This window comes from Pseudomonas sp. YY-1, assembly GCF_002843095.1.
GTDB classification, from domain to species: domain Bacteria; phylum Pseudomonadota; class Gammaproteobacteria; order Pseudomonadales; family Pseudomonadaceae; genus Aquipseudomonas; species Aquipseudomonas sediminis_A.
Map to the genome: position 1 here is coordinate 112,850 of NZ_PJLX01000012.1, position 19,849 is coordinate 132,698.

18 protein-coding genes are annotated in these 19,849 nt (G+C 64.1%); 6 read left to right on the forward strand and 12 right to left on the reverse strand.

The window, feature by feature from the left end:
- Positions 1-10 precede the first annotated feature (10 nt).
- The 4 genes from CXP40_RS17270 to CXP40_RS17285 form a co-directional block, all read right to left on the reverse strand.
- The gene (locus tag CXP40_RS17270) at positions 11-2,419 is read right to left on the reverse strand and encodes a TonB-dependent receptor (protein ID WP_106734759.1); all 2,409 of its coding nucleotides are present in this window, start codon (positions 2,417-2,419) and stop codon (positions 11-13) included.
- Between the two features lie 96 nt (positions 2,420-2,515).
- A complete protein-coding gene (locus CXP40_RS17275; protein WP_106734760.1) occupies positions 2,516-3,457 on the reverse strand; it encodes a FecR domain-containing protein in 942 nt (313 codons plus the stop codon).
- A complete protein-coding gene (locus CXP40_RS17280) occupies positions 3,454-3,960 on the reverse strand; it encodes a sigma-70 family RNA polymerase sigma factor (protein ID WP_099524994.1) in 507 nt (168 codons plus the stop codon). Before CXP40_RS17280 ends, CXP40_RS17275 begins: the two co-directional genes overlap by 4 nt.
- A gap of 74 nt (positions 3,961-4,034) precedes the next feature.
- Complete coding sequence (locus CXP40_RS17285; RefSeq protein ID WP_106734761.1) at positions 4,035-4,913, reverse strand: LysR family transcriptional regulator; 879 nt, start codon at positions 4,911-4,913, stop codon at positions 4,035-4,037.
- Between the two features lie 124 nt (positions 4,914-5,037).
- On the opposite strand from CXP40_RS17285, the gene trpB reads away from it, so the two are divergent.
- Together trpB and trpA are read left to right on the forward strand one after the other, a co-directional pair.
- The gene (trpB, locus tag CXP40_RS17290; RefSeq protein ID WP_106734762.1) at positions 5,038-6,252 is read left to right on the forward strand and encodes a tryptophan synthase subunit beta; all 1,215 of its coding nucleotides are present in this window, start codon (positions 5,038-5,040) and stop codon (positions 6,250-6,252) included.
- Positions 6,249-7,058: a tryptophan synthase subunit alpha gene (trpA, locus tag CXP40_RS17295; protein ID WP_106734763.1), complete on the forward strand. Its 810-nt coding sequence runs from the start codon at positions 6,249-6,251 to the stop codon at positions 7,056-7,058. Before trpB ends, trpA begins: the two co-directional genes overlap by 4 nt.
- A gap of 151 nt (positions 7,059-7,209) precedes the next feature.
- Here the strand turns inward: trpA and CXP40_RS17300 are convergent, their stop codons facing one another.
- The 5 genes from CXP40_RS17300 to ybaL all read right to left on the reverse strand — a co-directional run bounded on the left by CXP40_RS17300 (position 7,210) and on the right by ybaL (position 12,234).
- Entirely contained in the window at positions 7,210-7,635 is a 426-nt protein-coding gene (locus CXP40_RS17300) for a hypothetical protein (protein WP_106734764.1), read from the reverse strand.
- Positions 7,625-8,227 (reverse strand): nucleotidyltransferase domain-containing protein, encoded by a 603-nt coding sequence (locus tag CXP40_RS17305; RefSeq protein WP_100546470.1) that lies wholly within the window; start codon positions 8,225-8,227, stop codon positions 7,625-7,627. The genes CXP40_RS17300 and CXP40_RS17305 overlap by 11 nt, the downstream gene beginning before the upstream one ends.
- Positions 8,228-8,357: 130 nt before the next feature.
- A complete protein-coding gene (locus CXP40_RS17310; protein ID WP_106734812.1) occupies positions 8,358-9,794 on the reverse strand; it encodes a SulP family inorganic anion transporter in 1,437 nt (478 codons plus the stop codon).
- Between the two features lie 126 nt (positions 9,795-9,920).
- Positions 9,921-10,328 (reverse strand): hypothetical protein, encoded by a 408-nt coding sequence (locus tag CXP40_RS17315; protein ID WP_106734765.1) that lies wholly within the window; start codon positions 10,326-10,328, stop codon positions 9,921-9,923.
- A gap of 175 nt (positions 10,329-10,503) precedes the next feature.
- Positions 10,504-12,234 carry a YbaL family putative K(+) efflux transporter gene (gene ybaL / locus CXP40_RS17320; RefSeq protein ID WP_106734766.1) on the reverse strand — a complete coding sequence of 577 codons (1,731 nt, stop codon included), beginning with the start codon at positions 12,232-12,234 and terminating at the stop codon, positions 10,504-10,506.
- 283 nt (positions 12,235-12,517) lie between these two features.
- Between ybaL and CXP40_RS17325 the strand changes: the two genes are divergently transcribed.
- A complete protein-coding gene (locus CXP40_RS17325) occupies positions 12,518-13,261 on the forward strand; it encodes an SDR family oxidoreductase (RefSeq protein WP_106734767.1) in 744 nt (247 codons plus the stop codon).
- Positions 13,262-13,334: 73 nt separating this feature from the next.
- Here the strand turns inward: CXP40_RS17325 and dkgB are convergent, their stop codons facing one another.
- Entirely contained in the window at positions 13,335-14,138 is an 804-nt protein-coding gene (gene dkgB / locus CXP40_RS17330; protein WP_106734768.1) for a 2,5-didehydrogluconate reductase DkgB, read from the reverse strand.
- A gap of 220 nt (positions 14,139-14,358) precedes the next feature.
- Between dkgB and CXP40_RS17335 the strand changes: the two genes are divergently transcribed.
- On the forward strand, positions 14,359-15,252 hold the full coding sequence (locus CXP40_RS17335; protein WP_106734769.1) for a LysR family transcriptional regulator: 894 nt from the start codon (positions 14,359-14,361) through the stop codon (positions 15,250-15,252).
- A gap of 68 nt (positions 15,253-15,320) precedes the next feature.
- On the opposite strand, the gene pbpG is transcribed toward CXP40_RS17335, so the two are convergent.
- Positions 15,321-16,223, reverse strand: coding sequence for a D-alanyl-D-alanine endopeptidase (gene pbpG / locus CXP40_RS17340; RefSeq protein WP_106734770.1), 903 nt, complete (start codon positions 16,221-16,223; stop codon positions 15,321-15,323).
- A 113-nt stretch (positions 16,224-16,336) separates the two neighbouring features.
- Complete coding sequence (locus CXP40_RS17345; RefSeq protein ID WP_106734771.1) at positions 16,337-17,257, reverse strand: LysR family transcriptional regulator; 921 nt, start codon at positions 17,255-17,257, stop codon at positions 16,337-16,339.
- A 113-nt stretch (positions 17,258-17,370) separates the two neighbouring features.
- Here CXP40_RS17345 and betC point away from each other — a divergent pair, with 113 nt between their 5' ends.
- Positions 17,371-18,879 (forward strand): choline-sulfatase, encoded by a 1,509-nt coding sequence (gene betC, locus CXP40_RS17350; protein ID WP_106734772.1) that lies wholly within the window; start codon positions 17,371-17,373, stop codon positions 18,877-18,879.
- Positions 18,880-18,928: 49 nt separating this feature from the next.
- Positions 18,929-19,849 (forward strand): choline ABC transporter substrate-binding protein, encoded by a 921-nt coding sequence (gene choX, locus CXP40_RS17355; protein ID WP_106734773.1) that lies wholly within the window; start codon positions 18,929-18,931, stop codon positions 19,847-19,849.

A 19,849-nucleotide genomic window follows, 5' to 3' on the forward strand; every position in this document is an offset into this window, starting at 1 on the left:
TGGGCTGGCGTTAGAAGTCCACCTGGTAGCCCAGGGTGAAGGTGCGCCCACGACCCTTGAAGTTGTAGTCGTTGGCGATACGTGCCGACTGCGAGTAGTAGGTGAAATAGTCCTCGTCGAGCAGGTTGTCGATGCCCAGCGACAGGTTACCCACCGGCAGGCGGCGGCTGACGCTGGCTGAGAGCAGGGCGTAGCCGTCGAATTCCAGGCGCGGGTCGTCGAAGCTGCGGCTGACGTAGTAGTTGTATTGCAGGTAGCTCGACCAGTCGTCGTTCCAGTTGGCCTGCCAGCCCAGGCTGTACTGGTCCGGCGAGATGTTCAGGCCGGTCAGGCGAGTATCCACCTTGCCGTCGCCATCGGTGTCGGATTTACCCTGGCTGTGGGCGTAGCTGCCACGCAGGCTGTGGCGGTCATCGATAAGCCAGTTGCCGGTCAGCTCGTACCCCTGGATCTCCACTCGCTCGCGGTTGGCGATGTAGTTGCCGTCGCTGTTCACCGACAGACGCTCGCCGACGCTGGAGAAGGACTCGTAATAGCTCAGTTCCATGTCCACGCGGTCGAAGTTCAGACGCAGGCCCACTTCACGCGAACGGGTGACGATCGGCTCCAGCTCCAGCAGGCTTTCAACCTCTAGCCCCGGTTCGTCCAGCCCGCGCAGCACACGGCCGATGTCAGGCATGCCGAAGCCTTCGGAGTAGCCGCCGTAGAGCTGCGCCCAATCGGTAGCCTGGTAAGTGAAGCCGTAGTTGCTCAGGGTTTTGCCGAACGACACCTTGCCGCCGGTGACGCTCACCCCGCCAGCGTTGTTGGTGCCCCACACAGTGCGGAAGTCATCCACGTCGAGCTCGGAATGCTCGCGGCGCACGCCAGCCATCAGGGTCAGCTTGTCGGTCAGGTGCAGGTCGCCCTGAAGGAAGCCGGCCTGGTTGTCGTAGGTAGACGGCGGCACATAGCTACGATTGGTCTGCACCAGCACCTGCTCACCCTTGTCGCGCATCAGGTCGACGCCACCGGTCAGATCCAGCAGACCATCGAACAGGCCTTTGCGGCGCAGGGTCAGCTTGCCGCCCCATTTCTCCGAGTCACTGCGGCTTTGCTCCCACAGGGTGCCGACCGGCGCGATGTTGGGGTCCTGGAAGGTCGCTGAGATCAACGCACCGAACTGGCCACGGTAGCGCTGGTGATAGAGCTGCACGTCGAGCACGTTGCCGTACAGGTCCTGATTGCTGTAGCTGAAGGTGTACTGGCGGTTCTCGTTGAACGCCGGGTCGCCCTGCGGATCGCCCTTGCGCGCAGTGGTGGGAATACCGGCGGCGCGGTTGCCGAGTACCGGCACGTAGTCGTTGTTACCCTTGAGCTCGTAATGGTTGGCACTGAATTGCAGGTGCTGCACGTCGTCGATCCAGTAGCCGAGTTTGAACATCAGATCGTGGTCGCGGGTGTCCTGGATCTCGCCCGGGTAGGCGACGCCAATCAGCTCATCGTTGGCATCGTAGAACGCACCGCGCTCCTGCCAGGTGGCACCGAACAGCGTCTCCCAGTCACCCTGCTGGGCGCTGAGCCGGTAGTTCATCTTGTAGCTCAGGCCATCCTTGCTGAAGCGGTCGTCGCTCTCCAGGCTGACCCCGGCGTGCTGGCTGACGCCGTTACCTTCGGGCCGACGGCTGATGAAGTTGACGATGCCGCCGGTGGCGCCGCCGCCGTGCTCGGCCGAGGCGCCGTGAATCACCTCGATGCGCTCGATCTGTGCCAGGTCGATGGTGTAGCTGCTGCGCCCGTCGTTGCGGATCGAACTGGCTTGCGGAACGCCGTCGACGAGAAATTGCGGGGTGCGCCCACGCAGCGTCTCACCGGCGTTGGACATCTTCTGCCGACTCGGCGAGTAGGACGGAATCAGGTTGCTCAGCACCTGGCCCGGGTCGCTGCTCAGCGCCAGCTGCTGCTCGATCTGCTGGCGGTCTATGACGGTCACGCGCTGCGTGGTCTCGCCCACTGCACTGTCACTGCGCAGGGTGCTGACGGTCATCGCTTCCAGTTGCAGCACATCACTGCCCAGCTTACTGGGCGCGGACAGCGCATCGAGGCCGTAGACCCCCTCGGCCTGGCGCACCGCGCGCAAGCCACTGCCCTGCAGCAGACGGGCAAAGCCGTCCTCGACCTGATAGGGGCCCTGCAGACCCGGGCTGCTTTGACCCTGCAGCGCGCTGGCATCGAACGACAACGCCACGCCGGCAGCGCTGGCATAACGGTTGAGCACCTCGGCCAGCGGGCCGGCAGCGATGTCGAAAACCTGTGTCTGCACGGCAGGCTCGGCGGGTGCAGCGCTGGCCAGCGGCACGGCCAGCGCAAGGCCGGAACAGAGCAGGGCAGTTTGCACAGCGAGGGTTAGCGAATGCAGGTTGCAGCGAGGTTGACGCATGGATTTCCCCTGAGAACGAAAGGCCTGTAGCCGAGATGTCAGAAGGGCCGATCCAGTCGAGAAAAAAGTGCAAACGACAATGAATATTTTTGCTAATTAAACCTTTGGCACCAGCGTCACCCAGTAATCGCTGCGCCGCACCACACGCAGCGGGAAGCTGTGTTCCAGCGCCGCCAGGGCACGATCGGTATCCGCCAACGGGAAGCTGCCGGACACCTTCAACCCGGCCAGGGCCGGGTCGATGCGCAGCACGCCATGGCGATAGCGCGCCAGCTCGGCGATCACCTCACCCAGCGGCTGATCGAGGGCGATCAGACTGCCCTGCGTCCAGGCCGTCGTGGCGGCCTCGTTGGCACGCGGCGCCCCGAGTCGTTCGGCATCAAAATGCAATTGCTGCCCGGCAAGCAGCGGCTGCATGGCTTGCAGATGCCGCAGCGGCGCGACCTCCACCCGCTGCTCCAGCACCGCAACGCGACAGCCCTGCTCATCGCTGCGCACGCAGAACCGCGCGCCCTCGCTGCGCACCACGCCGTGACGGGTTTCCACCAGCAAGGGGCGGGCTTCGTCGAGGCTGTGGATCAGCGCCTCGCCACTGACCAGGCGCAACAGGCGGCGCTGTCCATCGACATGCCATTGCGCGGCGCTGGCCGTGCCCAGCATCAGCTGGCTGCCATCGCTCAATTGCCATTGGCGGCGCTCACCCACACCACTGCGGTAGTCGGCCAGCCAGTAGCGCCGCGTATCGCTTTGCCAGGCGAACCAGCCCAGCGGCAGCGCCAGGCCGACCAACGCCAAGCTACCAAGCAGGCGGCGTCGGCCATGGTCGACGCCACGCAGGGTCGACGAAGCAATGGGGCCGGGCAATAGGCCCAGTTGTTCACGCAGTTGCTCGATCTGCTGCCAGGCCTGGCGATGAAGCTCGTCGGCGTCGTACCAGTGCTGCCAGGCCTGCTGCTCATGGGCATCGCTGTCACCGGCGCACAGCCGCGCGTACCAGTTGCTGGCGGCCTTGAGCGCCGCGCGCTGCACCTCGGTCACGGCTGCCAGCCTGCTTGCAGCAGGCAGCAATGCTCCACAGCGCGAGCCATGTAGGTGTTCACGCTGCGCAGGGAAATGCCCAGCCGCGCGGCGATCTGCGCGTAGGTGAGGCCGTCGAGCTGGGACAGGATGAACACCTCGCGCACCGTGCGGCCGAGACCAGCGAGCAGGCGGTCGACCTCCATCAGCGCTTCGAGGAGCAGCGCCTGATGCTCGGCGCTGGGGTGTTCGGCCTGCGGCTGATTGGCCAGCGCTTCGAGATAGGCTTGCTCCAGCGAACGCCGCCGCAGAAAGTCGACCATCAGCCCCCGCGCCACGGTGGCCAGGTAATCACGTGGCTCGCGAATGCTCGCCGCATTGCCGGCGCGCAGCAGACGCACGAAAGTGTCCTGCGCCAGGTCGGCGGCATCGCAGCCATTGCCCAGGCGCCGACGCAGCCAGCCTTGCAGCCAGTTGTGATGGTCACGGTAGAGGGTGTGCAGCACCTGGGCGTCGGCGGGCATAGCGCGATTTCATATCAAATGACAATGAATTGCATTGTCATCCGTACCTCATCGACTTGGCAACACCGCCGGTGCTACGCCAGCTCGCGCCTCAGCCACTGCGCCAGGCGCTCGCTGCGCGGATCGGCGCGACGCGTCCACAGCGCCAGGCAGCCCGTGGTTTCGACGAAGCCCCAGGGCGCGACCAGGCGGCCAGCACGCAGGTCGTCAGCAACCAGCGTTTGCGGCGCGATGGCCACGCCGAGCCCGGCCGCGGCGGCTTCCAGCAAATAGTAGAGATGCTCGAAACCCTGGCCCTGCTGCAGTCGCTCGGGCGCCAGCCCTTGGGCACGGGCCCACTGCGGCCAGGCCTGCGGGCGCGAAGTGGTGTGCAGCAGTGGCTCGGCGTACAGCGCATAGGCGGTGGCCGCACTCAACGGCGCGTGGTTGGCATAGCGCGGGCTGAGCACCGGGCCGATACGCTCCGGCGCCAACTCGAATACCTGCATGTCGGCCGGCCACGGCGGGTCGGCAAACAGCAGAGTGGCGTCCACCTCGGCGCTGCGCGGGTCCAGCTCGCCCTGGCTGGCCGACAGTTGCAGACGCAGCTCAGGAAGCTCGCGCTGCAGACGATCCAGGCGCGGGATGAACCAGCGCGCCAGCAGGCTGCCCGGGCAGCCAAGGACGAAGGGCCGCTCTTCGGTTTCACGGCGCAAATCAGCACAAACGCTACTCAGGCGCTCGAAGCTCTCAGTGGTGACATCGCGCAGGCGCAAGCCGGCATCAGTGAGTTTTACGCCACGCCCGTCCTTGCCGAACAGGCTAACACCGAGCTGTTCTTCGAGGGCACGAATCTGCCGGCTGATCGCACCGTGGGTGACGTGCAGCTCCTCACCTGCCTTGCTGATACTTTGCAGGCGTGCGGCGGCCTCAAAGGCGCGCAGAGCGTTGAGCGGGGGAAGTTCTCGGCTCATGATTATGTGAATTTTTCTGACGTGTTACTGCAATCTAATCGCTTTTCACCGCGTCGGCCAGCGGTAGAATGGCCCCATCACCCACTCGCCCTGCCAGCCCAGTGCTGTCGACAAGGAGCACGCCATGACCTCATTTCGCACCGGCCCCGACACTCGCGGCCTGTTCGGTCGCTTCGGCGGCCAGTTCGTCGCCGAAACCCTGATGCCGCTGATCAACTCGCTGGCCGCCGAATACGAGAAGGCCAAGAACGATCCGGCCTTCCTCGAAGAACTGGCCTACTTCCAGCGCGACTACATCGGCCGCGCCAGCCCGCTGTATTTCGCCGAGCGCCTGAGCGAGCACTTCGGCGGGGCGAAGATCTACCTCAAGCGCGAAGACCTGAACCACACCGGCGCGCACAAGATCAACAACTGCATCGGCCAGATCCTGCTGGCCAAGCGCATGGGCAAGCAGCGCATCATCGCCGAGACCGGCGCCGGCATGCACGGCGTGGCCACCGCCACCGTGGCTGCGCGCTTCGGCATGCAGTGCGTGGTGTACATGGGCACCACCGACATCGACCGCCAGCAGGCCAACGTCTTCCGCATGAAGCTGCTCGGCGCAGAGGTGATCCCGGTCACTGCCGGCACCGGCACTCTCAAGGACGCCATGAACGAAGCCCTGCGCGACTGGGTGACCAACGTCCACAACACCTTCTACCTGATCGGCACCGCCGCCGGCCCGCATCCGTATCCGGCCATGGTGCGCGACTTCCAGTCGGTGATCGGCAACGAAGTGCGTGAGCAGATTCTCGAGAAGGAAGGGCGCCTGCCCGACTCCCTGGTGGCCTGCATCGGCGGCGGCTCCAACGCCATCGGCCTGTTCCACCCGTTCCTCGATGACCAAGGCGTGCAGATCGTCGGCGTCGAAGCAGCCGGTCACGGCGTCGACACCGGCAAGCATGCGGCGAGCATGGCGGGCGGCGCGCCGGGCGTGCTGCACGGCAACCGCACCTTCCTGCTGCAGGACGAGGACGGCCAGATCACCGATGCCCACTCGATTTCCGCCGGCCTCGACTACCCTGGCGTCGGCCCGGAACACGCCTGGTTGCACGAGATCAAGCGCGTCGAATACGTGCCGATCAGCGATGACGAAGCCCTCGAAGCCTTCCACCAGTGCTGCCGCCTGGAAGGCATCATCCCGGCCCTGGAAAGCGCCCACGCGCTGGCCGAAGCCTTCAAACGTGCGCCGAAGCTGCCCAAGGATCACCTGATGGTGATCAACCTGTCCGGTCGTGGCGACAAGGACATGCAGACCGTGATGCACCACATGCAGGACAACCAGGAGAAGCACGCATGAGCCGCCTGCAGAACCGTTTCGCCGAACTGAAAGCGGAAAACCGCGCCGCGCTGGTCACCTTCATCACCGCCGGTGACCCCGACTACGCCACCTCGCTGAGCATCCTCAAGGGCCTGCCGGACGCTGGCGCCGACGTGATCGAGTTGGGCATGCCGTTCACCGACCCGATGGCCGACGGCCCGGCCATCCAGCTCGCCAACATCCGCGCGCTGGCCGGCAAGCAGGGCATGCAGCAGACGCTGCAGATGGTTCGTGAATTTCGTGAAGGCAACCAGAGCACGCCGCTGGTGCTGATGGGCTACTACAACCCGATCTTCGTCTACGGCGTCGAGCGTTTCATTGCCGACGCCAAGGAGGCCGGCGTCGACGGCCTGATCGTGGTCGACCTGCCGCCGGAGCATAACGACGAGCTGTGCGAGCCGGCGCAGAGCGCGGGTATCGACTTCATCCGCCTGACCACGCCGACCACCGACGACGACCGCCTGCCCACCGTGCTGGCTGGCAGCTCCGGCTTCGTCTACTACGTGTCGGTCGCGGGTGTCACCGGTGCCGGTGCGGCGACAATGGATCACGTCGAGGAAGCCGTGGCGCGCCTGCGTCGCCACACCGACCTGCCCGTGTGCATCGGCTTCGGCATTCGCACTCCGGAGCACGCCGCCGAAGTGGCCAAGCGCGCCGAAGGCGCGGTGGTCGGCTCGGCACTGATCGACAAGATCGCCGAGGCGAAAAGCCCGCAGCAGGCCATCGACGGCGTGCTCCGCCTGTGCAGCGAGCTGGCCGAAGGGGTACGCGGCGCGCGCCGCTGACACACCCTCTTTGGCATACGAGAAAGCCGCTGGCGGAGCGATCTGTCAGCGGCTTTTTCATGGCTTTGTAGCCTGAGTCGAGCGTAGGGATACCCGGGGAATTGGTTGATGGGTTTCGCGAGGTTCAACCCATCCTAGGTGCTCATGTAGATCACGCTACCGCCATGGCTTTCTGTACTTCAGGCAGAAGTGCATCGGTCGCCGCAATCAACTCGGCCAGCAGTGGCTCATCCACATCCATATAACCTTCGTACTCGGCCAGGTTGCGTCGGTCATGGCATAGCGCAAACAGGCGCACTTGCGCCTTGCTGACGGCAAGCGTGTGCGCCAGGCACTGGAACACCAGATAGCGGCGGTCGGAACGATAGCCCTGTAGGCGCAATGCAGTCAGAGCCAGTGCGTGAGCAGCGTTGTAGGCGAGGTCGAAGCGGCTGGCGAATGACAGCGCAGGGTTGTGGGCGTCCTGCAGGCGGTCAACGGCCGAACGCAGCAGTCCTTCGCATTCCTTGCGGTCTGGCGGTTCGGCCTTAAGGCTGCCCGTGCGCAGCAGGTTGTCCAGATTGTCGTTATTGCCCATGTTCGGTTCCCTCCGGATCGTGGCCGATCAGCTCGATCTTGTCTTGCTGCGCCACCCGCAGCACGAAACTGTTGCCAGCGACTTTCCTGGCTTGCCACTCGTGCGGAGTATAGAGCGTCGGGTTGATGGTGCGTCCTAGTTGGGCCTCCACCGGCAACAAGCGCTCCATCACGTCGGAATAGCTGAGTCCGTTGCCGATCAGCATCAGGTCGATATCGCTATCAGCATGTTCACTGCCCTTAGCCAGCGAACCATAGACGAACGCCCACGTCAGTTGTCCAGCCAACGGCGCGAGTGCTTCACGCAGCGGGGCATCGATTCCGAAGGTCTTGCGCACGATGCCTTGCAGCTCGGTATAGATAGGGCAGTGCGGGTTAGCCTGGTAATGGGTCTGATTGCCCTGACGGGTCATGCTCAGGATACCCACCTGCTGCAGACGCTCCAGCTCACGCATCAGGCTGCCTTTGCCAACCTGAGCATGGCGGGCGATTTCATTGGCATAGAAGCTCTGTTGCGGCTTGCCGTAAAGCAACCCCAATACCTTGCGCTGGGTGCCGCTGAACAGCGCCTCACCTAATGAAAGAGTTTGCATGGGCGGCCCAATGAGTCCCAAAAAAGGAACGATAGTTCCCTTTTAGGGACTCTTCAATGGTTTCTTCACTAAATAGCGAGAACACGGCCTGCCTTAGCAGCAGGCAAGGCCCTCAGCCACAGTTGCAACCTTATTCGCTCGCACGCTTGAGCAACTGCTTGCAGCGCTCGGACAAGTGCACCACACGAAGATGTTTGCCCGCACGCTCGTAGCGTTCGCGCAGGGTCCTCAGCGCGGCGATGGCAGAGTAATCAACGAAGCTCAGGTGGCGGCAGTCCAGGGTTACCTGCTGCGGGTCATCAGCCGGCTCGAATTGCGCCAGGAAGGTGGTGCAGGAGGCGAAGAACAGGGTGCCGTGGGCGCGGTACAGCTTGCTGCCGTCGGCCTGCATATCGCTGTCGGCATACAGCTCGCGGGCGTGCTGCCAGGCGAAGTTGAGCGCGGCGATGACGATGCCGCAGAGCACGGCGGTGGCCAGGTCAGTGGCGACGGTGATGGCGGTCACCGCGACGATCACCAGCACATCGTTGGCCGGCACCTTGCCGGCGACGCGCAGCGAGCCCCAGGCGAAGGTCTGTTGCGCGACCACGAACATCACGCCGACCAGCGCCGCCAGCGGGATACGCTCGATCAGCGGCGAGAGGAACAGCACGAAGAGCAGGATCATCACCCCGGCGACCACGCCGGACAGTCGCCCACGGCCGCCGGAGCCGAGGTTGATCACGGTCTGACCGATCATCGCGCAGCCGCCCATGCCGCCGAATGCGCCGGAAACCATGTTGGCCGCGCCGAGGGCGACACATTCGCGATCCGGGTGGCCGCGCGTGGCAGTGATTTCGTCGGTGAGGTTCAGGGTAAGCAGGGTCTCCAGCAGTCCGACCAGGGCCATCAGCACGGCGTAGGGGGCGATGATGATCAGGGTTTCCAGTGTCCAGGGAATGTCCGGCAGCACCAGACTCGGCAGGCCGCCGGCGATCTGCGCCATGTCGCCCAGGGTGTGAGTGGGTAGATCCAGCAGATAGACCAGCGCACCGATGCCAAGGATCGCCACCAGCGCCGGCGGTACGGCGCGAGTCAGGCGCGGCAGCAGGTAGACGATGAGCATGGTCAGTGCCACCAGGCCGAGCATCAGGTACAGCGCGTTGCCCTGCAGCCAATGGCCGTCATGCTGGAAGTGCTCGAACTGAGCCAAGGCGATGATGATCGCCAGGCCGTTGACGAAGCCCAGCATCACCGGATGCGGCACCATGCGGATCAGCTTGCCCAGGCGCAGCAAGCCGAACGCCAGCATGATCAGGCCACCGAGCAGCACCGTGGCCAGCAGGTACTGCACGCCGTGCTGCACCACCAGGGCGACGATCACCACCGCCATCGAACCGGCGGCGCCGGAGATCATCCCCGGCCGGCCACCGAACAGGGCGGTGAGGGTGCAGATGATGAAGGCGCCGTACAGGCCCATCAGCGGGTTGACCTGGGCTACCAGGGCAAAGGCGATGCACTCGGGCACCAGGGCGAAGGACGAAGTCAGGCCGGCCAGCAGGTCAGCGCGTAGGGAGGCGGGTTTCATGGCGAGGTAAGCGGATGGAGAAGGGGCGCGCATGGTAACGCTCGAGCCCACCGCCGTCATGCACCTGCGCTGAGTTCTGCCGCGCAAGGGCTGGCCTCGCGCGGCAGACGGCCGATCAGGCCAGAATCAGCGATACAAGGCGCACAGCGGCTCGATCTTGTCGCCTTTGACGTAGGAGAAGCTCAGTTTGTGGCCTTCGATCTCCATGCCCAGCTCCATGGTCTTGGCATTGAACGCCAGCACCTGCAGATCGAAGCTCTGGTAGGGCGAAGTAATGTGGATCGTCTGACCATCCTCGCTGAGGTGATAGTCGGAAACTTCCACCTCGCGCTCGCCCGGCTCTGCGCAATTGAACGGATGCAGGTCGCTCTTGCCATCGGCCTTGAACTCCACCACGTTGGCGATGCCATTGTTCAGCGGTGTCATGGCCCAGATGCCGAGCAGTTGCTCCTGGCTATCGACCTTGGCGGCGCTGGCCAAGGCGTTCGCGCTCGAGACAACGGCAAGCAGGGAGACGAATAGCAGTTTGCTCATGGGATTTCCTTATCAGGTAATGAAGCACGCTCACAGCGAACGAGCGGCGCAGATGCTACTGACTTTCAGGTGCTTTGCGGGCACGGATGACGCAGATGCCACCTCGTCGATCACCGGACAATCGCCACGAAAAAGCCGCTGAAGGATCGCCCTCCAGCGGCTTTATCATCGCCTGTCAGTGGCCGTGCGACGGGCTGTGCTCTGCGTGCGGCTGAGCCGGGGCGAACTTGGAAAGGACGTGGTCCTTCATCCCGCGCGCCAGTTCTTCCTCGTCGAAGAACACCTCGCCGAAACCTTCGCGACGGAAAATTTCCACCGCATCGGCGCTGTGCGTACGGATCACGACTTCCACCTGCGGGTTCAACGCCCGCGCGGTTTCGACCATGCGCTGCACATTCAGCGGATCGGGCGTGGCGATCACCAGCATCGACGCCTTGGCGATATGCGCCTGGATCAGCGTACCCGGCTCGGCCGAGTCACCGCTGACCGCGGCGATGCCCTGACCACGGATCTGCTCGACCCGCTCGCGATTCTGCTCGACCACGACGAAAGGAATACCGCGCTGCAGCAAGGCCTTGGCAATACGTCGGCCGACCCGGCCGTAGCCCACCACCACCACTTGCCCCTCGAGGTATTTGCGCTCGGTGCTGGCCGGCAGCACCGCCAGCGGGTCTTCACGAAACTCGAGGCGTCGAGCCAGGGCAGAACGCCGCAGAGCCAACTCTTTGATCGGTTTGATGCAGGCAAACACCAGCGGATTGAGGGCAATCGAGATCAGCGCGCCGGCCAGCACCAGGCTCATGCCCTCAGCCGACAACAGGCCCAGGTCCTTGCCCAGCCCAGCGAGGATGAAGGAGAACTCGCCGATCTGCGCCAGGCTTGCCGCCACGGTCAGTGCGGTGCTCAGGGGATAACGGAAAGCCAGAACCAGCAGCGCCGCTGCCAGGCCCTTGCCGACGATGATGATGGCCACCACGGCCAGCACACGCAGCGGCTCTTCGACCAGCACGGCCGGCTCGAACAACATGCCAACCGAGACGAAGAACAGGACTGAGAAAGCATCACGCAGCGGCAGCGACTCTTCAGCCGCACGGTGCGAGAGGTCCGACTCGCGCATCACCGTACCCGCGAAGAAGGCACCAAGCGCGAAAGACACATGAAACAGCACCGCTGCGCCATAGGCGATGCCAATGGCGGCGGCAACCACGGACAGGGTGAACAGCTCGCGCGAGCCGGTCTTGGCAATCTGCAGTAGCAACCAGGGCAGCACGCGGCGCCCGACCACCAGCATCAGTGCGATGAAAACAGCCACCTGCAGCAGCGTCATGCCCAGCACCTGCCACAGCGGCGTGCCGATATCGGCACCGACTACCTTGCCGCCGAGCATGCCAGCCAGTGGCGGCAGCAGTACCAATACCAGTACGGTGGCCAGGTCTTCCACCACCAGCCAGCCTACGGCGATGCGGCCATTCATCGAATCGGTGATGCCGCGCGTTTCCAATGCCTTGAGCAGCACCACGGTGCTGGCGCAGGACAGCGACAGCCCGAGCAACAGGCTCTCGCCGAAAGTCCAACCCCACCAGCTGGCAACACCGAGGCCAAGCACGGTGGCCATGCTCATCTGCACGACCGCGCCGGGCAGCGCGATCTTCTTCACGGCCAACAGATCTTTCAGGGAGAAATGCAAACCGACGCCGAACATCAGCAGCATCACGCCGATCTCGAGCAACTGCGGGGCCAGTTCCATGTCCGCAACGACACCTGGGGTCGCCGGGCCCAGCGCGATACCCGCCAACAGATAACCTACCAACGCCGGCAGCTTCAGCTTTTCTGCGATAAAGCCAAAGATTAGAGCCAGGCCGAAGCCACCGGCCAACATGGTGATGAGGGATATGTTGTGCTCCATCGCACCTCCTGCTGAATCGAGTTTGCCTGCCGCTGCACCTGCGCCGCGGCCACATATTTCTTTAAAGAATAAGAAGCGAATCTTATATCACGCTTTCAATTCTCCAATTTTTTCACTCGGCTATTCATTCAGACAGTGTTGTGCAAAGTATTAACGGGATGACTACAGCGGCCGTCATAGACGCGCTGCTGCCGCGCACGCCATTCATCGGAATGACTCACGCCGTGGCGGGCCCGGCGTAAATCCGGCAACCTGAATACAAGCACAAGAAAGGAGTCCAGCCATGAGCAAGAACCTGCTAATCACTGGCGCCAGCCGCGGCATTGGTCGCGCAGCTGCCCTGCTGGCTGCCGCTGACGGCTGGGCAGTCGGCGTGAACTACCGCAATGACCGCGGCGCCGCCGATGAAGTGGTGGCGCAGATCGAGGCCATCGGCGGCAAGGCCGTCGCGCTGCCTGGCGACGTCGCCAATGAAGAGGACGTGCTGCGCCTGTTCGAGGCCATGGATCAATTCGGTCCGCTGCACGGCCTGGTGGTCAATGCCGGCATCGTCGCCCCGCCGATGCCGCTGCTGGACATGAGCAGCGAGCGGTTGCGCCGTATGTTCGAGGTCAACGTACTGGGCAGCTACCTCACCGCACGCGAGGGCGCCCGACGCATGGCCCGCAGCCGCGGTGGTAATGGGGGATCGATGGTGCTGGTGTCATCGGTAGCCGCCAGCCTTGGCTCACCCTTCGAATACGTCGACTATGCCGGTGCCAAAGGTGCCATGGACGTCCTGACCCGCGGCCTGGCCAAGGAGTTGGGCGGCGAGGGCGTGCGGGTCAACGCCGTGCGCCCGGGGCTGATCGATACCGAGATTCACGCCAGCGGCGGCCAACCGGATCGCGCCGAGCGCCTGGGCAAGGCGACACCGCTAGGCCGCGCCGGCCGCGCCGAGGAAGTCGCTGAGGCGATCGTCTGGCTACTCGACGACAAGGCCAGCTACACCACCGGCGCGCTGATCGATATAGCTGGCGGCAGATAGAAACCAGAGTCGCGGCTAAAGCCCCTCCCACACATTCGTGGTCAGGTGCGCCACGCGCACCAACACTAACGGCTCAGTCCCAACGCGGTGCGAAGCCCGGGTTGGCGACGCGCTCGCCACGCTCCAGAGTGGCGATGGCGGCCATATCCTCTTCGCTCAAACGCAACTCGGCAGCGGACAGATTGGCCGCCAGATTCTCACGCTTGGTCGAGGACGGAATCACCGCATAGCCCTGCTGCAGCGACCAGGCCAGGGCCACCTGCGCCGGGCTGGCGCCGTGGGCTGCGGCGATACGCTGGATCACCGGCTCGGCCAACACCTTGCCGTAGGCCAGCGGCATGTAGGCGGTGAGGTGGATGCCCTGCTGCCGGGCGAATTCCACCAGCTTGCGGGTCTGCAGCAGCGGATGGATTTCCACCTGGTTGGTGGCGATCTCCTCCACACCCACCGCATCGATGGCCTCGCGCAAATGAGCGATGGTGAAGTTGGACACGCCAATCGCTGCCGTCAGCCCCTGGCGCTTGGCCTCCAACAGCTCGCCCAGGTACTGCGCCACCGGGATCTCGTCGTTCGGCGACGGCCAGTGGATCAACGTCAGATCGACCCGTTCCAGGCCCAGGCGCTGCAAGCTCTCCTGCAAGCTGGCGATCACTCGGCCGCTGCCGAGGTTCTCGGTCCAGATCTTGGTGGTGACGAACAACTCATCCCGCGCCACGTTGCTGGCAGCGATGGCCTGACCGACTGCGGCCTCGTTGCCGTAGATCTGTGCCGTGTCAATATGCCGGTAACCCAGTTCCAAACCCGTGCGCACCGAGTCGATGGCGATCTGATCCTTGAGGCGAAAGGTGCCAAGGCCGAAGGGGGGAATGAATTTCATGACGAATATCCTCACAGGTGGTGAATGGATGGCCGATCAGCAGACCGGCAGACCGGCAGACCGGCAGAGCCTGAATGATTCGGCCTGACTCAGCGGGTAAAAGTTGCAGGTCCGAGACAAAGGGCGAGCAGCAGGCAGGCTTGCTGGCGAGCAGTATCCGCGCCAGACTCATGCGGAAAAACCTACCAAGCTAGCAAACACCTTTGACTGAAGATCAACAATGAAGACCAGCCTGGAAGAAATGCTCGCCTTCGTCAGCGTGGTCGACTGCGGCTCGATCAGCGCCGCCGCCGAGCAGCTCGAACAGACCGCGTCCGGCGTCAGTCGCGCTCTCAGCCGACTGGAGGAAAAACTCGCCGTCACCTTGCTACGCCGCACCACCCGGCGCCTGGAGCTGACCGAGGAGGGCGAAGTGTTCCTGGCCCAGGCGCGGCGCATCCTGGCCAGCGTCGAGGAAGCCGAGGAGCAGATGACCCTGCGCCGCCAGGCACCGTCCGGGCGCTTGCGCATCAACACCGCCTCGCCCTTCATGCTGCACGTGATCGTGCCGCTGATTGGCGATTTCCGTGCGCTCTATCCACAGATCGAACTGGAGCTGAACAGCGATGACCGCATCATCGATCTGCTGGAGCGCCGTACCGACCTGGCCATTCGCATCGGCAACCTGCCAGACTCCAGCCTGCACGCCCGGCCGCTTTACCACAGCCGCCGCCGCGTACTGGCCAGCCCCGACTACCTGCGCCAACACGGCAACCCGGTGCGCACCGAAGACCTGGTCGGACACAGCCTGATCGGCTTCACCGAACCGGACAGCCTCAACGAGTGGCCGCTACGCCACGCCCTTGGCGAGCGCTGGCGCATCACCCCGAGCCTGCGCGCCTCCAGTGGCGACACGATTCTCGAACTGGCCCTGGCCGGCGAAGGCCTGGTGTGTCTGTCGGACTTCATGACCGATGCCACCCGCGCCAGCGGCGCGCTGGTGGAAGTGCTGGCCGAGCAGCGCGTGGAGGTACGCCAGCCGATAAACGCGGTGTACTACCGCAACACCGCGCTGGCGTCGCGCATCACCTGCTTTCTCGATTTTCTCAGCGAGCGGCTGGGCTCCCCGCACTGACGCAGCACGACAGCACAACGAAAAAGGGCGACTCATCGAGTCGCCCTTTTTGCATCATCAGCCTGAGGTCACTGTGCGGCCTGCAGGCTCCACTCGGCCAGCTTCTGCTGCTTGTAGCTGAGTGCCGCAGCCGGCACCGGAGTGACCTTGCCAGTCTCCATCCAGCGCTTGAGACGGTTGGCGTCGGCCATATGGGTGTACTTGCCGAAGGCGCCGAGTACCACGAACGCCACCGGGCGGTTGGCGATGGTCGTGGCCATCACCAGGCAGCGGCCGGCAGCGTTGGTGAAGCCGGTCTTGCTCAGGTTGATGTTCCAGTCCGCCTTGCGCACCAGTGCGTTGGTGTTGCGAAAGCCCAGGGTGTAGTTGGGCTTGCGGAAGGCCACGGTGGCTTCGGAGTCGGTGCTGAACTGGTGAATCAACGCATACTGGTTGGCTGCCTTGACCATCAGCGCCAGGTCGCGCGCGGTGGCGACATTCAGTTCGGACAGGCCGGTGGGCTCGACGAAATGGCTGTTGCGCATGCCCAGTGCCTTGGCCTTGGCGTTCATCGCCGCAACGAAGGCGCCATGGCCGCCCGGATAATGGTGAGCGAGGCTGGCGGCGGCGCGGTTCTCCGAGGACATCAGCGCCAGGTGCAGCATCTCGCGGCGGGTGATCTCGCTGCCGATTCGCACGCGGGAGAACACGCCCTGCATTTCCTGGGTGTCGCGGATGGTGATTGGCAGCACCTCGTCCAGCGGCAGCTTGGCATCGAGCACCACCATGGCGGTCATCAGCTTGGTGACCGAGGCGACCGGCAGGCGCAGATCCGGATTACTGGAATAGAGCTCCTGGCCAGTCTTCAGGTCGATCAGCAATGCGCTACCAGCGGCCAGCTCCTGCTTCGGCTGGGCCGGCGCGGCCTGGAGGGTCGAAACAACAAGGCTGCCGCACAGCAGCAGGCCCAAAATCGAATGACGGAGTTTCACGGTTCACTTCACCGGTTGGAGTGTGGGGGCCGCTGGCAGGTGATAAAAACGACCGGCTAGAGCGGCGGCGAACAGTATAGAGACTCACGTCTCGCTGTTGCAGTATGGCCCGATCAAACGCTCGCTGCCGACGAATCCAGCTCAGCCTGCAACCAGTCGACGAAACGCGCGGTCAGGCGCTGACGACGCTTGCGCTCGGGTAGTACCAGGTAATAGCCAAGTGCCGAATGCGCCTCGGCATCACCCAGACGACAGAGCAGCCCCTGAGCCAGAAGTTCATCCACCAGATGGCGCCAGCCGATGGCCACGCCTTGACCGGCGATGGCCGCCTGGATCAGTAGGGTGTAGTTGTCGAAACGCAGCGCGCCGGGCGTTGGCAGGCTGGCGATACCCAGCGCGCGAAACAGACCATCCCAGTCAAACCAGCGCGAACGGTGCTCGGGCCGCAGGTGCAGCAGCGGCAGGTCGACCAGCGCTGAAACCGGCAACGGCGGCTGACGCTCGCCGAGCAGGCGCGGGCTGCACACCGGGAACACCTCCTCGCGAAACAGCAGGTGTGCCTCACCGTGCTTGAAACGGCCGTCACCGAAGCGGATCGCCACGTCGATGTCGCTGGGTACCGTGGCCGGGTCACGCTCGCTGGTGATCAGGCTGACGTCCAGATCCGGGTACAGCCGATTGAAGCGCTGCAAGCGGGGCATCAACCAGTAAGCGGCGAAGGCGAAGTCGGTGGCCACCTGCAGCACCTCATGCTGCTGCCGTGCGGTGACAGCGACGAGCCCGGCATCGAGGCTGGCCAGCCCCTCCTGTACATGGGCCAGCAACAGCTCACCGGCCTCGGTCAGCACGATCCCGCGATAGACGCGGTCGAACAGACGGGTGGCCAGTTGCTGCTCCAGACGCTTGATCTGCTGGCTAATGGCCGGCTGGCTACTGCCCAGTTCGCTGGCGGCGGCGGTGAAACTGAGCTGGCGCGCGGCCGACTCGAACACCCGCAGTGCGTCGAGCGACAACCCATCGATAGCTTTATACATAAGCTCTGCTTATCCGAGGCATGTGTCGCAGCTGGGTTTACCCTGCTGTCGTTCTACCGGAATCATGGAGCCAGCACTGTCGCATAAACCAACAATATGGAATACCCGCCACCATGAAGCGCCCGAACATCCTCTTCATCATGGCCGACCAGATGGCCGCGCCGATCCTGCCGCTGCACGACGCGGCCTCGCCGGTGCAGATGCCCAATCTGATGAAGCTGGCCGAACAGGCCGTGGTGTTCGACTCGGCCTACTGCAACAGCCCGCTCTGTGCGCCGTCGCGCTTCACCCTGGTCAGCGGCCGGCTGCCATCGAAGATCGGCGCCTACGATAACGCCGCCGATTTCCCCGCCGATGTACCGACCTACGCCCACTACCTGCGCCGCCTCGGCTATCGCACGGCGCTGTCGGGCAAGATGCACTTTTGCGGCCCCGACCAGTTGCACGGCTACGAAGAACGCCTGACCAGCGACATCTACCCGGCCGACTACGGCTGGGTGGTGAACTGGGACGAGCCGGACGTGCGCGCCAGTTGGTACCACAACATGTCCTCAGTGCTGCAGGCCGGCCCGTGCGTGCGCAGCAACCAGCTGGATTTCGACGAGGAGGTGGTGTTCAAGGCGCGCCAGTACCTCTACGACCATGTGCGCATGACACCGGATCAGCCGTTCTGTCTGACCGTGTCGATGACGCACCCGCACGATCCCTACACCATCCCGCGCGAATACTGGGATCGCTACGAGGATGTGGACATTCCCCTACCGCAGCAATACATCGAGCAGGCCGAGCAGGACCCGCACTCGCAGCGCATCCTCAAGGTCATCGACCTGTGGGACAAGCCGCTGCCCGAGGACAAGATTCGCGACGCCCGGCGCGCCTATTTCGGCGCTTGCAGCTACATCGATGACAACATAGGCAAGCTGCTGAAGACCCTGGAAGAGTGCGGCCTGGCGGAGGACACCCTGATCGTCTTCTCCGGCGACCATGGCGACATGCTTGGCGAGCGCGGCCTCTGGTACAAGATGCACTGGTTCGAGATGTCCGCCCGCGTGCCGCTGCTGGTACACGCGCCGAAACGCTTCGCCGCGCACCGGGTCAGCCAGTCCGTCTCAACCCTCGATCTCTTGCCGACGCTGCTGGAGTTGGCCGGTGGCCAGGTCGAGCAGGGGCTGGAGCTGGAGGGCCACTCGCTGCTGCCGCACCTGCAAGGCAAGGGCGGCCACGACGAAGTGCTCGGCGAGTACATGGCCGAAGGCACGGTCAGCCCGCTGATGATGATCCGCCGCGGTCCCTGGAAATTCGTCTATTCCGAGCAGGACCCGCTGCTGCTGTTCAATCTGGACAATGACCCGCTGGAGCGTCAGAACCTGGCCGAGTCCAGCGAGCACAAGGGCATCCTCGCCGGTTTCCTGGCCGAAGCCCGCGAACGCTGGGACATCCCGGCGATCCACGTAGCCACCCTGGCCAGCCAGCGCCGCCGCCGATTTGTCGCTGAGGCCCTGAGCCAGGGCAAATTGACCAGTTGGGATCATCAGCCCTGGGTCGACGCCAGCCAACAGTACATGCGCAACCATATCGATCTCGATGACCTGGAACGCCGCGCCCGTTTTCCGCAGGTATGAACCTTTGCCTACTGCCGCCCCCAAAACAGAAGAAAAAAGGAGAGACGCCATGAACCGATTCAGCGTGCTACTACTCACCGCAGCGCTCACCAGTGCCGGCAACGTCTGGGCCGAGGACGCCGCCTGTGCCACGGTCAAGCTAGGTGACCCGGGCTGGAGCGACATCGCCGTGACCAACGGCATCGCCAGCTTCCTGCTCGACGGCCTGGGCTACAAAGCGGAAAGCCAGACCCTGGCCGTGCCGATCATCTTTGCCGGCCTGCAGAAGGGCCAAGTCGACGTCTTCCTCGGCAACTGGATGCCGGCGCAGCAGAGCAACTACGACAAGTTCGTCGCCAGCGGCGAAGTGGACAAACTGGCGCAGAACCTCGCAGGCACCGAGTACACCCTGGCGGTCCCGACCTATGCCTATGAGGCCGGGGTGAAGACCTTCGCCGATCTGGACAAGCACGCCGACAAGTTCGGCAAGAAACTCTACGGCATCGCCTCCGGCTCGCCGGCCAACGAGTCGATCAAACAGATGATCGCCGCCGACGAGTTCGGCCTGGGTGACTGGAAGCTGGTGGAGTCCAGCGAACAGGCGATGCTGGTGCAGGTCGGCCGCGCGGTGAAACGCGATCAGTTCGTGGTCTTCCTCGGCTGGACCCCGCACCCGATGAACGTGCAGTACGACATGAAGTACCTGAAAGGCGGCGAGAAATATTTCGGCGACAGCGGCGAGGTCAACACCCTGGCGCGCAAGGGTTATGCCGCGCAGTGTCCCAACGTCGGCAAGCTGCTGAGCAACCTCGCCTTCACCCAGGAGATGGAGAACAGCATCATGGATCAGGTGCTGAGCAAACAGGCCAGCAACGACGCCGCGATCAAGGCCTGGCTGCAGGCCAACCCGCAGGTGCTCGATGGCTGGCTGGACGGCGTGACCACCCGCGACGGTGGCGACGGCCTGGCCGCCGTGAAGGCGCGGCTTTGA

Bases quoted from the DNA above. Each gene is read 5' to 3' on its own strand.
- choX (WP_106734773.1), top strand. From the start codon at position 18,929: ATGAACCGATTCAGCGTGCTACTACTCACCGCAGCGCTCACCAGTGCC.
- CXP40_RS17310 (WP_106734812.1), bottom strand. From the start codon at position 9,794: ATGAAACCCGCCTCCCTACGCGCTGACCTGCTGGCCGGCCTGACTTCG.
- CXP40_RS17325 (WP_106734767.1), top strand. From the start codon at position 12,518: ATGAGCAAGAACCTGCTAATCACTGGCGCCAGCCGCGGCATTGGTCGC.
- dkgB (WP_106734768.1), bottom strand. From the start codon at position 14,138: ATGAAATTCATTCCCCCCTTCGGCCTTGGCACCTTTCGCCTCAAGGAT.
- trpB (WP_106734762.1), top strand. From the start codon at position 5,038: ATGACCTCATTTCGCACCGGCCCCGACACTCGCGGCCTGTTCGGTCGC.
- betC (WP_106734772.1), top strand. From the start codon at position 17,371: ATGAAGCGCCCGAACATCCTCTTCATCATGGCCGACCAGATGGCCGCG.
- CXP40_RS17335 (WP_106734769.1), top strand. From the start codon at position 14,359: ATGAAGACCAGCCTGGAAGAAATGCTCGCCTTCGTCAGCGTGGTCGAC.
- trpA (WP_106734763.1), top strand. From the start codon at position 6,249: ATGAGCCGCCTGCAGAACCGTTTCGCCGAACTGAAAGCGGAAAACCGC.
- CXP40_RS17305 (WP_100546470.1), bottom strand. From the start codon at position 8,227: ATGCAAACTCTTTCATTAGGTGAGGCGCTGTTCAGCGGCACCCAGCGC.
- CXP40_RS17280 (WP_099524994.1), bottom strand. From the start codon at position 3,960: ATGCCCGCCGACGCCCAGGTGCTGCACACCCTCTACCGTGACCATCAC.
- CXP40_RS17270 (WP_106734759.1), bottom strand. From the start codon at position 2,419: ATGCGTCAACCTCGCTGCAACCTGCATTCGCTAACCCTCGCTGTGCAA.
- CXP40_RS17285 (WP_106734761.1), bottom strand. From the start codon at position 4,913: ATGAGCCGAGAACTTCCCCCGCTCAACGCTCTGCGCGCCTTTGAGGCC.
- ybaL (WP_106734766.1), bottom strand. From the start codon at position 12,234: ATGGAGCACAACATATCCCTCATCACCATGTTGGCCGGTGGCTTCGGC.
- CXP40_RS17315 (WP_106734765.1), bottom strand. From the start codon at position 10,328: ATGAGCAAACTGCTATTCGTCTCCCTGCTTGCCGTTGTCTCGAGCGCG.
- CXP40_RS17345 (WP_106734771.1), bottom strand. From the start codon at position 17,257: ATGTATAAAGCTATCGATGGGTTGTCGCTCGACGCACTGCGGGTGTTC.
- CXP40_RS17300 (WP_106734764.1), bottom strand. From the start codon at position 7,635: ATGGGCAATAACGACAATCTGGACAACCTGCTGCGCACGGGCAGCCTT.